We start from the raw sequence: 13,546 nt of genomic DNA on the forward strand, positions 1-13,546 counted from the left end.
CGGAACGGCCCGCTCAGGGCCAGACCAGGCAGTACAGCTGGTGGCCCGCGTCGTGCAGGCGGTTGGCGAAGTCCTGCCACTCGTGGAGCATCGTGTAGATCACGAAGGCGTCCCGGGGGCCCCTGCGGTCGGGGACGGTGGACCAGATGAAGGCGGCGGCGCCGAGTTCGGTCTCGTCGGCCTTGCGGAGCGGCTCGACGACCGTGTGCGGAAGCTGGACCACGGCGTAGTCCGGGTGCAGGACGACCAGCTCCAGGGGCGGGACCTGGTGCAGCGGGACGCCCTGAATGCCCGTCAGGACCATGGCGGACATGGTCTCGGGCTTGATCTTGGTGGAGAGGTGGCCGTTGGGGGAGCCGCTGGTCTCCATCAGGTCGCCGAGGCGGCCCAGGGAGCCGAGCTCACCGGCGTCCAGTCCGAGGCCGCCGGGGCCGAGGGCGGTGGGGACTCTCGCGGCGGTGGCGCGGTCGGGTGCGCCGAAGTACTTGTAGGTGACCCCCACTCTGCCTTCGCCCCGCCTTCCCCTGCCGCCCGCACCGGTACCCCCGCCGGCCGCCCCGGCACGCCGACGAGAGCCACCCGCGGCCTCGTCGTGGCCGTCCTGCGCCTCGGACACTCGGACCATCCTCACCGGAATACGCCGCAATCGACAGACCCCCGCACGCTCGGTGTCCCTCCGAACGTGCCCACTACCCGCTCCGCGCTGTCGTACACGGAACGGCCGCTCACAGTCTGACCCATCGGAGTGGGTCGGCCGATCGCGGTAGTACGGATAACCGTACCCACGACACTACGGACCGTACAGTCCGTTCGGGTCACATCGGCGTCGCACCGGTACCAGGATCATCGTTCCAGATGATCGGATCCGACATGCGGAGGTCCAGGACACGATTTGAGACCATGTCCGGGTGACCAACCCGAAGAACTACCCCTACGAGGCCCCGCAGAGCCAGTCGCTGTTCGACCGCGCGTCGGTCGTGACCCCCGGCGGCGTCAACTCCCCGGTGCGCGCCTTCCGCGCGGTCGGCGGCACCCCGCGCTTCATGGTGTCAGGGACCGGCCCCTACCTCACCGACGCCGACGGACGCGAGTACGTCGACCTGGTCTGCTCCTGGGGTCCGATGATCCTGGGCCACGCGCACCCGGCGGTGATCGAGGCGGTGCAGCAGGCGGTGAGCCGTGGCACCTCCTTCGGCACGCCCGGCGAGGGCGAGGTGCTGCTCGGCGAGGAGATCGTCGCCCGGGTCGCACCGGTGGAGCAGGTCCGGCTGGTGTCCAGCGGGACCGAGGCGACCATGTCGGCGATCCGGCTGGCCCGCGGTTTCACCGGCCGGGCGAAGATCGTGAAGTTCGCGGGCTGCTACCACGGCCACGTGGACGCCCTGCTGGCGGCGGCCGGCTCCGGCGTGGCCACGTTCGGCCTGCCGGACACCCCCGGCGTGACGGGGGCTCAGGCGGGCGACACCATCGTGCTGCCCTACAACGACCTGGACGCGGTCGAGGCGGCCTTCGCGGCCAACCCGGGCCAGATCGCCTGTGTGATCACCGAGGCCTCGCCCGGCAACATGGGCGTGGTCCCGCCGCTGCCCGGCTTCAACAAGGGCCTCTCGGAGCTCTGCCGGAGCAACGGCGCGCTGTTCATCTCGGACGAGGTGATGACCGGCTTCCGCACCTCCAAGGCCGGCTGGTACGGCGTCGAGGCGGCCGTCGAGGGCTGGGCGCCGGACCTGCTGACCTTCGGCAAGGTGATGGGCGGTGGCTTCCCGGCCGCCGCCTTCGGTGGCCGGGCGGACGTGATGGCATATCTGGCCCCGGCCGGTCCGGTCTACCAGGCGGGCACGCTCTCCGGTAACCCGATCGCCACCGCCGCCGGTCTGGCGCAGCTGCAGCACTGCACCGACGCGGTGTACGAGAAGGTGGACCTGGTCGCCGCCGAGATCTCCGCGCTGGTCAGCCAGGCGCTGAACAAGGAGGGGGTGGCGCACCGGCTGCAGAACGCGAGCAACATGTTCTCGGTCTTCTTCACCGACCAGTCGGTCACCAACTACGACGAGGCGAAGCAGCAGGAGGCGTTCCGCTTCACCGCGTTCTTCCAGAGCATGCTGGCGCAGGGCGTCTACCTGCCGCCGTCGGCCTTCGAGTCCTGGTTCGTCTCGGCCGCGCACGACGAGCGCGCGGTCGAGTGGATCGCCGCCGCCCTGCCCGCCGCCGCCCGCGCGGCGGCCGAGGCCCGGCCCGCGTGAGTCCCCGCGTCAGTCCCGCGTCAGTCTTCGAGGAGCGAGCACAGTGAGTGCGAAAGAGATCACCGTCGTCCACCTGATGCGGCACGGTGAGGTGCACAACCCGGAGGGCGTGCTCTACGGCCGCCTGCCGGACTACCACCTCTCCGACCTGGGGCGGCAGATGGCGGACCGGGTGGCCGAGCACCTCGCGGACCGGGACATCACCCACGTGGTGGCCTCCCCGCTGGAGCGGGCGCAGGAGACCGCCGAGCCGATCGGGAAGGCGCACGGCCTGGAGGTCGCGGTCGACGACCGGCTGATCGAGGCAGACAACATCTTCCAGGGCAAGACCTTCGGTGTCGGCGACGGCTCGCTGCGGAACCCGGCGTACTGGCGCTACCTCACCAACCCGCTGCGCCCGTCCTGGGGCGAGCCGTACATCGAGCAGGCGGTCCGGATGATGGGCGCGCTGGCGGCGGCCCGGGACGCGGCGCGCGGCCACGAGGCGGTCTGCGTCAGCCACCAGCTGCCGATCTGGATCGCCCGCAGCTTCGCCGAGCGGCGCCGGCTCTGGCACGACCCGCGCAAGCGGCAGTGCTCGCTGGCCTCGCTGACCAGCTTCACGTACGAGGGCGACCGGATCGTCTCGATCGGCTACCGCGAGCCGGCCAGGGACCTGCTGCCGGCCCACCTGGTGGGGAAGGGCAGGAAGGGCGACGCCCCGGTCGGCAAGAGCTTCGGCGCCTGACGGCAGGTCAGTGCACTTTGTCCGAATTAAGTGGGTCGTAAGCGTAAGAACCGCAGGTCAAGGGGGGTCCGTCGACTAACGGCGGACCCCCCGAAATCTGCCCAAAGTCCCATGCGAAACTTTTCACATGTCTGGGACGACCCGCCGTTACCTCCGCCCGGCCGCCGCGCTCGCCGCCGCCGCCGCGCTGGCCCTCACCGGTTGCACCGCGGACTCCGGAAGTTCGGACGGCCAGACCGGATTCATCTCCGACCCGAAGGGCGGTCTGGACACCGCTCCGGTCGCCTCCCGGCAGACCGCCCCCGCGATCTCCGGCACCACCCTGCACGGCGACAAGGCGGCCCTCGCCGACTACCGCGGCAAGATCGTGGTGCTCAACGTCTGGGGCTCCTGGTGCAACCCCTGCCGGGCCGAGGCGAAGGGGCTCCAGGAAGTCTGGTCGAAGTACCGGGACCAGGACGTCCAGTTCCTCGGGATCAACACCCGGGACCCCGACGTGAACAACGCCGTCCGGTTCGAGGACAGCTTCGGGATCACCTACCCGAGCCTGTACGACCCGGACGGCACCGAGATCCTCAAGTTCCCCAAGGGCAGCCTCAACCCGCAGTCCATCCCGACCACGATCGTGGTGGACCGCCAGGGCAGGCTGGCCGCCCGCTCCATGCGGCCGATCTCGGCGGAGGACCTCGAGAAGCTGCTCCAGCCCGTCCTGGCCGAGCCGAAGTGAGCGCCGCACTCCTGCTCGCGGCGGGGCAGGGCCTCGCGGCGGGCCAGACCCTCGCGGCGGCGCAGACCCTCGCGGCCGGGCAGAACGAGACCGTGGCCAGCGGGGCGATCCTGCTCGCCGTGCCGATCGCACTGGCGGCCGGGCTGGTCTCGTTCTTCTCCCCCTGCGTGCTGCCGCTGGTGCCGGGCTACCTGAGCTACGTCACCGGCTTCTCCGCCGCCGACCTGGCCGACGCCAAGGGCGCCAAGCGCGGCCGGATGCTGCTCGGCTCGGTGCTGTTCATCCTGGGCTTCACGGCGGTCTTCGTCTCCGGCGGCGCGCTCTTCGGCTTCTTCGGCCAGACCCTGCTGGCCAACCAACGGACCATCAGCATCGTCATGGGCCTGCTCGTCGTGCTGATGGGCCTGGCCTTCATGGGGCTGGTGCCCGGCCTGTCGATGCGTGAGGTGCGCTCGCACCGCCGCCCGGCGATCGGCCTGGCCGGGGCCCCGCTGCTCGGCGTCGTCTTCGGCGTCGGCTGGGCCCCGTGCGTGGGCCCGACCCTGGCGTCCATCCAGACCCTGGCCTGGAACCAGGCCTCGCCCTGGCGCGGCGCACTCCTGATGGCCGTCTACTGCATCGGCCTGGGCGTACCGTTCGTGGTGGCTGCGCTGGCCTTCCGCCGGGCGCTCGGCGCCTTCGGCTGGGTCAAGCAGCACTACCAGTGGGTGATGCGGCTCGGTGGCGGCATGCTCGTCGTGGTCGGCGTGCTGCTGGTGACCGGTGCCTGGGACTCGATGGTCCGTGAGATGCAGTCCTACGTCGCCGACTTCTCGATCGGAATCTGACCGTGAATCCCCTGACCGACGAGATCGAGGCGGAACGCCTCAGCAGCGCGCCCACCGAGCAGGACGCCCCGTCCGGCATCGGCCTGCTCGGCTGGCTGCGCTGGACGTGGCGTCAGCTGACCTCGATGCGGGTCGCGCTGATCCTGCTGTTCCTGCTCTCGCTGGCCGCCATCCCCGGCTCGCTGATCCCGCAGAACAGCCACAACGCCTTCAAGGTGCAGAGCTGGAAGGCGGCGCACCCCGGCGTCAGCGAGGTGTACGAGAAGCTCCAGCTGTTCGACGTGTACAGCTCGGTCTGGTTCTCGGCGATCTACATCCTGCTGTTCGTCTCGCTGGCGGGCTGCATCGTCCCGCGCACCTGGCAGTTCGTCGGCGTGCTGCGGGCCCGGCCGCCGGCCGCGCCGAAGAACCTGACCCGGATGCCGGTCTACGCGGCCTGGCACACCGAGGTCGGCCACCAGGCGGTGAACGCCGCCGCGTACGCGCACTTGAAGCGCCGGGGTTTCCGGGCTCACCTGTCCGGCGGCTCGGTCGCGGCCGAGAAGGGGTACCTGCGCGAGGTCGGCAACCTGGCCTTCCACCTCTCGCTGTTCGCCCTGCTGACCGGCTTCGCCTGGGCCAGCGTGGCCAGCGGCGAGGGCGGCAAGCTGGTGGTCGAGAAGCAGGGGTACTCCAACACCGCGACCCAGCTGGACGACTTCACCGGCTCCCAGTTCTACGGGCTGAACGACCTGGACCCGTTCGGCTTCAAGCTGGACGGCTTCACCGCCAAGTACGCCACCAGCGGCCCCCAGGTGGGCAGCGCCCGGCAGTTCACCGCGCACGTCCGGTACTGGACCGGCAGCGACACCGGGAAGCTGACCCAGGGCGAGATCGAGGTCAACCACCCGCTGGAGATCGGCGGTAGCAAGGTCTTCCTGATCGGCCACGGCTACGCGCCCGTGGTGACCGTGAAGAACGCCAAGGGCGAGAAGGTCTACTCGGGCCCGACCGCCTTCCTGCCGCAGGACAGCAACCTCACCTCGACCGGTGTGCTCAAGGTCAACGACTACGGCGAGAAGGACGGCGCGAAGACCCAACTGGGCTTCAACGGCTACTTCCTGCCCACCGCCCCGGAGAGCTTCGAGAAGACCGGCCCGGTCTCGCTGTTCCCCGACGCGGCCGACCCGATGCTGGTGCTGACCGCGTACGCGGGCGACCTCGGCACCGACTCCGGCCTGCCGCAGAACGTCTACCAGCTGGACACCAAGCACCTCACCCAGCTCACCCAGGACGGCAATCCGGCCCGCGCCCGGCTCAAGCCCGGCCAGGCCTGGATCCTGCCGGACGGCTACGGGACCCTCACTTTCGAGGGCTACCAGCAGTGGGCGAGCTTCACCGTCTCGCACCGGCCGGGCAACTCGATCGCGCTGCTCGGCGCGGTCGCCGCGATCCTCGGTCTGATCGGCTCGCTGTTCGTCCAGCGTCGCCGGGTCTGGGTGCGGGCCAGTGCGGGCCCCGACGGCCGCACCCTGGTCGAGGTCGCCGGTCTGGCCCGGAGTGAGTCCGCGAGGATCGCCGAGGAACTGGCCGAGATCGCCGTCGACCTCCAGGACGACGCCCCGGCTGCCGACGATCCGGCCGACGACGCCCCGGCCACCGACGACGATCCACCCTCAGAACCTGCCGCCCCCGCTGTCCCGGACTCCAAGGAGTAGACGGTGAATCTCGCCTCGTCGGTCGACCCAAGCCTGGCCGACCTCTCCAACAAGCTGATCTACTCGGCGATGGCCGTGTACGTCATCGCCATGTTCGCCCACATCTTCGAGTGGACGTTCGGCAGCAAGGGTGCCGTCGCGGTCCGCTCGGTCGAGCAGGCCGGACTGGCCGCCGCCGTCGCGGCCGCCCAGACCCCCGCCAAGGGCGCCAAGAAGGTCACCGTCACGGTCGCCTCGGCCGACGGCGGCACCACCACGCTGACCCGCACCGCCCTCGCCGACGCCGGCGCCACCGTGGTCACCAGCGGCCGTGACACGGCCGTCGATGTGGACGGCCCCGGCGCGGCCGGCGGCAGCGAGAAGGGCGACCTGGCGGGCCGGATCGCGATCTCGCTGGCCGCCCTCGGCGCGGTGCTGCACGCCGCCGCGGTGCTCACCCGGGGCCTCTCGGTGGTGCGCTGGCCGTGGGGCAACATGTACGAGTTCTCCTGCGCCTTCGCACTCGCCATGGTGGTCGCCTACCTCGGCCTGCTGGCCACCCGGAAGCAGGTTCGCTGGCTCGGGCTGCCCGTGATGGTCGCCGTGGTGCTCACCCTCGGCCTCGCGGTCACCGTGCTCTACACCGAGTCCGAGCAGCTCGTCCCGGCCCTGCACTCGTACTGGCTGGCCATCCACGTCTCCGCCGCGATCCTCTGCGGCGGCGCCTTCTACGCGGCCTTCATCGCCACCGCCCTGTACCTGGGCAAGGACTCCTACGACCGCCGGATCGCCGCCGGCCGGACCACCGGACCGCTCGGGATCCCCGCCTCGGTCTGGCAGCGGCTGCCCGCCGCCGCCACCTTCGACAAGCTCTCGTACCGGATCAACGCGATCGTCTTCCCGCTCTGGACCTTCACCATCATGGCCGGTGCGATCTGGGCCGAGGCGGCCTGGGGCAAGTACTGGGAGTGGGACCCGAAGGAGACCTGGTCCTTCATCACCTGGGTCTTCTACGCCTGCTACCTGCACGCCCGGGCGACGGCGGGCTGGAAGGGCCGCAAGGCCGCCTACCTGGCGCTGCTGGCCTTCGCCTGCTTCCTGTTCAACTACTACGGCGTCAACATCTTCGTCACGGGTAAGCACTCCTACGCCGGAGTCTGACGACCCGTCCGTTCAGCCCGTTCAGCCCGTTGGAAAGCCGCGAGGAGGGCCGCACCATGCTGGAGTGCGACGAGGTCATGCTGACCGTCCGAATCACCGCAGCGGAGAGAGCGCTGCTCCGCCGACTCGCCCAGAGCCATCGGAGCGACGTGTCGGAGGTGATGGCGGACGGACTGCTCGACGTCCTGCCGATGCTGCACCGCCAGGCGGACGCGTACCGGCTGCTGGCCGCGCTCGCGCCGCCGGCGCCGTGCGCGCAGACCGTCTGGCTGCCGGCCGCCCTGGCCGACCTGCTGGTGCTGGCCGCCGCCCGGGTGGCCCAGCTGACGGGGGTCAGGCTCGGCTCGGCCAGCGCGATCCTCGGCGCAGCCGTCCGCCTCTGGCTCTGCCAGGACCCCACCCGCCTGGAGGCCAACCTCAGCGTGATGCACGCGGGCCGCAAGGCCCTGGCGGTGGCCTGAGCTGTTCGCAGGCGCTCCGGGTCCACGGCCCAGGGGCTCGGGGAACTGCGAAGCCAGCCTCAGGAGCGTTCAACGTGCGTACGGGGTCAGGCACTTTCGCAGTGACCGAACGCCAGATCTCCTCGCCCCGGCGGCGGAGCCGCCCATGAGCAGAGCCCCGAGCCCCTGGACCGTAGACCCGGAGCGCCTGCCATTGGCGCCGCCGGAGGCGCAGCGCAGCGGTCAGGCGGCCTGCTGCCAGCTGACGGGGGAGTAGTACGCCGGGCGGCGCTCGACCCGGGACCAGGTGGCGATCGGCTCGACGGGGGCTGCGGCGACGGTGTGGGCTGCCGCTGCCCGGGCCATCAGAACGGCGGTCAGGGCAGCGAGTTCCTCGTCCGACAGGGTGCCACGGACGATGCGGAGCAGCGGTTCGGCATTGGCGGTCATGAGGTCATTTCTCCCGCGTCTTGAAGTCTGAAGGGTTCCGAGCAGCGCAACAGCGCGTTACATCGGCGGGTTGCCGTGTTTGCGGCTGGGCAGGTCGGCGTGCTTGGTGCGGAGCATGGCGAGTGCGGAGGCGAGGACGGCGCGGGTTTCGGCCGGGTCGATGACGTCGTCCACCAGGCCGCGTTCGGCGGCGTAGTAGGGGTGCATCAGTTCGGTCTTGTATTCCTTGATCTTCTGCGCGCGGGTCGCTTCGGGGTCCTCGGCGCCGTTGATGTCGCGGCGGAAGATGACGTTGGCGGCGCCTTCGGCGCCCATCACGGCGATCTCGTTGGTGGGCCAGGCGTAGGACAGGTCCGCGCCGATGGAGCGGGAGTCCATGACGATGTAGGCGCCGCCGTAGGCCTTGCGCAGGATCAGCTGGATGCGGGGCACGGTGGCGTTGCAGTACGCGTAGAGCAGTTTGGCGCCGTGGCGGATGATGCCGTCGTGTTCCTGGTCGACGCCGGGCAGGAAGCCGGGGACGTCGAGCATGGTGACGAGGGGGATGTTGAAGGCGTCGCACATCTGGACGAAGCGGGCGGCCTTCTCGCTGGCGTTGATGTCCAGGACGCCGGCGAGGGACTGGGGCTGGTTGGCGATGATGCCGGTGACGTGGCCGTCGATGCGGGCCAGGACGCACAGGACGTTGGTGGCCCAGCGTTCGTGGATCTCCAGGAACTCGCCGTGGTCGACGATCTCCTCGATCACCTTGCGCATGTCGTAGGGGCGGTTGCCGTCGGCGGGCACCAGGTCCAGGAGGGAGTCGTTGCGCCGGTCGACGGGGTCGTCGGTGGGGGCGGCGGGCGGCATCTCGCGGTTGTTCTGCGGCAGCAGCGACAGCAGGAAGCGCACTTCCTCGATGCAGGACTGCTCGTCGTCGTAGGCGAAGTGGGAGACGCCGGAGACGCCGGAGTGGACGTCGGCGCCGCCGAGGCCGTTCTGGCTGATCTTCTCGCCGGTGACGGCCTGCACCACGTCGGGGCCGGTGATGAACATCTGCGAGGTCTCGCGGACCATGAAGATGAAGTCGGTCAGCGCGGGTGAGTAGGCGGCGCCGCCGGCGCAGGGGCCGAGCATGACGGAGATCTGCGGGATGACGCCGGAGGCGCGGGTGTTGCGCTGGAAGATGCCGCCGTAGCCGGCCAGCGCGGTGACACCCTCCTGGATGCGGGCACCGGCACCGTCGTTGAGGGACACCAGCGGCGCACCCGCCGCGATGGCCATGTCCATGATCTTGTGGATCTTCTGCGCGTGCGCCTCACCCAGCGCGCCACCGAAGATCCGGAAGTCATGCGCGTACGTGAACACGGTCCGGCCGTGCACGGTGCCCCACCCGACGATCACACCATCGGTGTGCGGCTTCTTCCCCTCCAGACCGAAACCCGTCGCCCGGTGCCGCCGCAACGGCTCCACCTCACGGAACGACCCCTCGTCCAACAGCAGGTCGATCCGCTCACGCGCCGTCAACTTCCCCTTCGCGTGCTGCGCCTCGGTCGCCTTGTCGCTGGGGCCGCGCACCACCTGCGCGCGGAGTTCGTGCAGTTCGGCCACTCGCCCCCGGGCGTCGGCCGGGGTCTCGGGGATCTCGCCACCGGCGGGCGCCTCGTGCAGAACCGTCATCTCGAACCACTCCAAGTCTGAGGGAACTGTCCGGCGGCGGGCCGCTGTGGCGGGCCGGTCGCTGCGAACACTTCTTCACCTACGACAGTACGAGGGATCATGGCCCCGGCTCGGCGTCGATTCCGTACAAGGTCGGGCGCCAGAAGCTGTCAAGGCTGCACAGAAAGCGGCCCGGCCGAAAATCCGGCCGGGCCGCTACATGTGGTGCGGGGGTGACTGCTGCGGGGAAGCGTTTGCAGGTCAAGGGGCTGTTCGGGGGATGCGAGGGGCGTCCGGGCCGGCTACCGAGGGGTATGACAGCTCGTAGGGATGCGCCAAAGCAGGTCAGCGCTTGTCGCCCCGACCTGTCTCGCCTGCCTCCCCGTCGCCCTTGTCGCGCAGCTCGTCCTCGCGGCGGCGCAGGTCGGCCTCCCACTGCTTGAGCAGCTCGGCGTCCCGGTCGCGCTGGTCCTTCTTCAGCGAGGCGAGGAACTCGGGATTGTCGTCCGGCGCCACCTGGCGGCCCGGGGCACGGACCGAGGTCAGGCCGTCCCGTCGCTTGCCGATGGCCAGCCAGGCGATCGAGCCGACCAGCGGGAAGAGCAGCACGATGATCACCCAGGCCACCTTGGGCAGGTGCTTCACCTCCTGCTCGGGCGTGGTCAGGCAGTCGATGAACGCCCAGATCCAGAGGGCGAGCAGGAGCAGTGGCGGCAGAATCCTCAGCACGGTGTGTCTCCCCCGGGGGACGAACAGGTGGGGCCCTCTTGGCGTGGCCAGAGTAGTGCGTATCGGATACTGGCTGGCATGGCATACGACGATCTCCGTTCGTTTCTCCGGGCCCTGGAGCGTGAGGGCGACCTCAAGCGGATCAAGACCGAGGTCGATCCACATCTGGAGATCGGCGAGATCGTCGACCGGGTGCAGAAGGCCAAGGGCCCTGCGCTGCTGTTCGAGAACGTCAAGGGCTGCTCGATGCCGCTGGCGATGAACGTCTTCGGGACGGAGCGCAGGCTCGCCAAGTCGCTCGGCCTGAAGGGCCCGGAGGAGATCTCGGAGAAGATCGCCGGCCTGCTCAAGCCCGAACTGCCGCAGGGCTTCACCGGCTTCCGGGACGCGTTCGGCAAGCTCGCCTCGATGGCGCACGTACCGCCGAAGAACGTGAAGTCCTCGGACGCGCCGGTCCAGGAGGTGGTGCTGACGGGCGATCAGGTCGACCTCGACCAGCTCCCGGCGCTGTTCACCTGGCCGCTGGACGGTGGTTCGTTCTTCAACCTGGGCCTGACCCACACCAAGGACCCGGACTCCGGCATCCGCAACCTCGGGCTGTACCGCCTGCAGCGGCACGACCGGCGGACCATCGGCATGCACTGGCAGATCCACAAGGACAGCCGCAACCACTACGCGGTGGCCGCCAAGCGCGGCGAGCGGTTGCCGGTCGCGATCGCCTTCGGCTGCCCGCCCGCCGTGACGTACGCGGCCACCGCGCCGCTGCCCGGCGACATCGACGAGTACCTGTTCGCGGGGTTCGTGGCCGGTGAGCGGGTGCGGATGGTGGACTGCAAGACCGTCCCGCTCCAGGTGCCCGCCGACGCCGAGGTGGTGCTCGAAGGGTGGCTGGAGCCCGGGGAGATGCTGCCCGAGGGCCCGTTCGGCGACCACACCGGCTTCTACACGCCGCAGGAGCCGTTCCCGGCGCTGACCATCGACTGCGTGACGATGCGGAAGCGCCCGATCCTGCAGTCGATCGTGGTCGGCCGGCCGCCGACCGAGGACGGGCCGCTGGGGAAGTTCACCGAGCGGTTCTTCCTGCCGCTGCTGAAGATCATCATCCCGGACATCGTGGACTACGACCTGCCCGAGGCGGGCGGCTTCCACAACTGCGTGATCGTCTCGATCGACAAGAAGTACCCCAAGCACGCCCAGAAGGTGATGCACGCGATCTGGGGCGCGCACATGATGTCGCTGACCAAGCTGATCATCGTGGTGGACGCCGACTGCGACGTGCACGACTACCAGGAGGTCGCCTGGCGGGCCCTGGGCAACACCGACTACAGCCGCGACCTGACCGTGGTCGAAGGCCCGGTGGACCATCTCGACCATGCCTCCTACCAGCAGTTCTGGGGGGGCAAGGCGGGCATCGACGCCACCCGCAAGCTGCCCGAGGAGGGCTACACCCGGGACGGCGGCTGGCCCGAGATGGTCAGTTCCGACCCGGAGACCGCCGCCCTGGTGACCGCCCGCTGGAAGGAGTACGGACTCTGATGACCACCGTCGCCGCCGTCCCGCCCAACAAGGTCAGGGCCTTCCTGAACCTGGTGCTGATCGAGCACTCGGTGTTCGCCCTGCCGTTCGCCTACACCGCCGCCTTCACCGCGATGTACCTGACGGACGGCCGGATGCACTGGGGCGCCCTGGCCCTGGTCACCGTCTGCATGGTCGGCCTGCGCACCTTCGCGATGGCCGCCAACCGGATCATCGACCGCGAGATCGACGCCCGGAACCCGCGCACCGCCAACCGCGAACTGGTCACCGGCGCCGTCTCGATGCGCACCGCGTACGTCGGCTCGGCGATCGCGCTGCTGGTCTTCCTCGGCTCGGCCGCACTGCTCAACCCGCTCTGCCTGGTGCTCGCGCCGGTCGCGGTGGTCCCGATGGTGGTCTATCCGTACGGCAAGCGGTTCACCGACTTCCCGCACGCGATCCTCGGACTGGCCCAGTCGATGGGCCCGATCGGTGCCTGGCTCGCCGTCACCGGCAGCTGGTCCTGGTACCCCGTGGTGCTCGGCCTCGCCGTCGGCATCTGGATCGGCGGCTTCGACCTGATCTTCGCCACCCAGGACGTCACCGCCGACCGCGCCGAGGGCGTCCGCTCCTTCCCCGCCCGCTTCGGGGTCCCCGCCGCGCTGTACGGCGCTCGGGCCTGCCACGCCGTGACGCTGGTGCTGCTGGTCTGGTACGCGCTGCTCACCGACGCGGGCCCGGCCTTCTGGGTCGGCCTGGTGGTGGTCGCGGCCGCCTTCGTCTACGAGCACACCATCGTGAAGCCGCACGACCTCTCGAAGCTCAACCGCGCTTTCTTCACCACCAACGGCTTCGTCGGGATGTCCCTGTTCGCCTTCGCCCTGCTGGACCTGGTGCTGCGCGGGCTGACCGTCTGAGCTCGACTCGCGGGGTGTACCGGGATGACGCCACCCGGCCCCGGCCCGGCGGGATGCTGGAGGGGCACAGGTCCCCGTCTGCTCCAGGAGTGGTCCCGATGATCGGCAAGCTGCAGTGCGTGGTGCTCGACTGCCACTACCCCGCCGGGTTGGCGCACTTCTACGCCGCCCTGCTCGGCGGCGAGACGGACCGCCCCGACCCCCGTTGGTCGCTGGACGAGTACTGGTCGACGGTGCACGTCCCGGGCGGGATGGTGCTCGGCTTCCAGCGGGTCGAGGACTACCGCCCGCCGATGTGGCCGGACCCGGCCCATCCGCAGCAGCTCCACCTGGACATCGAGGTCGAGGACCTGGACGCGGCCGAGGCCCGGGTGCTGGAGCTCGGAGCGGTGCGCAAGGACGTCGAGACCGGCTGGCGGGTCTACCTGGACCCGGCGGGCCACCCGTTCTGCCTGGTGCGGGGCGGCGGTCCGGGCAGTGCCGACTGACGCCCTAT

The 13,546-nt window shown here is 70.1% G+C and carries 14 protein-coding genes; 10 read left to right on the plus strand and 4 right to left on the minus strand.

The genetic code is table 11. From position 1 onward, the window contains the following. Window positions 1-13 precede the first annotated feature (13 nt). The gene (locus tag ACKUU6_RS18810; RefSeq protein WP_057231582.1) at window positions 14-502 is read right to left on the minus strand and encodes a hypothetical protein; all 489 of its coding nucleotides are present in this window, start codon (window positions 500-502) and stop codon (window positions 14-16) included. Between the two features lie 406 nt (window positions 503-908). On the opposite strand from ACKUU6_RS18810, the gene hemL reads away from it, so the two are divergent. From hemL to ACKUU6_RS18845, 7 genes are all read left to right on the plus strand, one after another. Further along, window positions 909-2,243, plus strand: a complete 1,335-nt coding sequence (gene hemL, locus ACKUU6_RS18815) for a glutamate-1-semialdehyde 2,1-aminomutase (RefSeq protein WP_407989744.1) — start codon at window positions 909-911, stop codon at window positions 2,241-2,243. 76 nt (window positions 2,244-2,319) lie between these two features. Beyond that, window positions 2,320-2,970: a histidine phosphatase family protein gene (locus tag ACKUU6_RS18820; RefSeq protein ID WP_407992163.1), complete on the plus strand. Its 651-nt coding sequence runs from the start codon at window positions 2,320-2,322 to the stop codon at window positions 2,968-2,970. 127 nt (window positions 2,971-3,097) lie between these two features. Continuing rightward, entirely contained in the window at window positions 3,098-3,697 is a 600-nt protein-coding gene (locus ACKUU6_RS18825; RefSeq protein ID WP_407989745.1) for a TlpA family protein disulfide reductase, read from the plus strand. A 92-nt stretch (window positions 3,698-3,789) separates the two neighbouring features. Further along, complete coding sequence (locus ACKUU6_RS18830; protein ID WP_407992164.1) at window positions 3,790-4,524, plus strand: cytochrome c biogenesis CcdA family protein; 735 nt, start codon at window positions 3,790-3,792, stop codon at window positions 4,522-4,524. Between the two features lie 2 nt (window positions 4,525-4,526). Next, entirely contained in the window at window positions 4,527-6,221 is a 1,695-nt protein-coding gene (locus ACKUU6_RS18835; protein WP_407989746.1) for a cytochrome c biogenesis protein ResB, read from the plus strand. A 3-nt stretch (window positions 6,222-6,224) separates the two neighbouring features. Further along, the gene (ccsB, locus tag ACKUU6_RS18840; protein ID WP_407989747.1) at window positions 6,225-7,361 is read left to right on the plus strand and encodes a c-type cytochrome biogenesis protein CcsB; all 1,137 of its coding nucleotides are present in this window, start codon (window positions 6,225-6,227) and stop codon (window positions 7,359-7,361) included. Window positions 7,362-7,417: 56 nt separating this feature from the next. Then, window positions 7,418-7,822, plus strand: a complete 405-nt coding sequence (locus ACKUU6_RS18845) for a hypothetical protein (RefSeq protein ID WP_407989748.1) — start codon at window positions 7,418-7,420, stop codon at window positions 7,820-7,822. Between the two features lie 222 nt (window positions 7,823-8,044). Here ACKUU6_RS18845 and ACKUU6_RS18850 read toward each other — a convergent pair whose 3' ends face one another. The 3 genes from ACKUU6_RS18850 to ACKUU6_RS18860 form a co-directional block, all read right to left on the minus strand. Next, a complete protein-coding gene (locus ACKUU6_RS18850; protein ID WP_407989749.1) occupies window positions 8,045-8,251 on the minus strand; it encodes an acyl-CoA carboxylase subunit epsilon in 207 nt (68 codons plus the stop codon). Between the two features lie 57 nt (window positions 8,252-8,308). Beyond that, window positions 8,309-9,910: an acyl-CoA carboxylase subunit beta gene (locus ACKUU6_RS18855; protein ID WP_407989750.1), complete on the minus strand. Its 1,602-nt coding sequence runs from the start codon at window positions 9,908-9,910 to the stop codon at window positions 8,309-8,311. A gap of 324 nt (window positions 9,911-10,234) precedes the next feature. Then, window positions 10,235-10,618: a PLD nuclease N-terminal domain-containing protein gene (locus ACKUU6_RS18860; RefSeq protein ID WP_407989751.1), complete on the minus strand. Its 384-nt coding sequence runs from the start codon at window positions 10,616-10,618 to the stop codon at window positions 10,235-10,237. A gap of 78 nt (window positions 10,619-10,696) precedes the next feature. Here ACKUU6_RS18860 and ACKUU6_RS18865 point away from each other — a divergent pair, with 78 nt between their 5' ends. From ACKUU6_RS18865 to ACKUU6_RS18875, 3 genes are all read left to right on the plus strand, one after another. Next, a complete protein-coding gene (locus ACKUU6_RS18865) occupies window positions 10,697-12,154 on the plus strand; it encodes a menaquinone biosynthesis decarboxylase (protein ID WP_407989752.1) in 1,458 nt (485 codons plus the stop codon). Continuing rightward, on the plus strand, window positions 12,154-13,050 hold the full coding sequence (mqnP, locus tag ACKUU6_RS18870) for a menaquinone biosynthesis prenyltransferase MqnP (RefSeq protein ID WP_407989753.1): 897 nt from the start codon (window positions 12,154-12,156) through the stop codon (window positions 13,048-13,050). The genes ACKUU6_RS18865 and mqnP overlap by 1 nt, the downstream gene beginning before the upstream one ends. A gap of 98 nt (window positions 13,051-13,148) precedes the next feature. After that, window positions 13,149-13,538, plus strand: a complete 390-nt coding sequence (locus tag ACKUU6_RS18875; RefSeq protein WP_407989754.1) for a VOC family protein — start codon at window positions 13,149-13,151, stop codon at window positions 13,536-13,538. Window positions 13,539-13,546 lie beyond the last annotated feature (8 nt).

This window comes from Kitasatospora sp. CMC57 (genome assembly GCF_045866025.2).
Taxonomy (GTDB): Bacteria; Actinomycetota; Actinomycetes; order Streptomycetales; family Streptomycetaceae; genus Kitasatospora.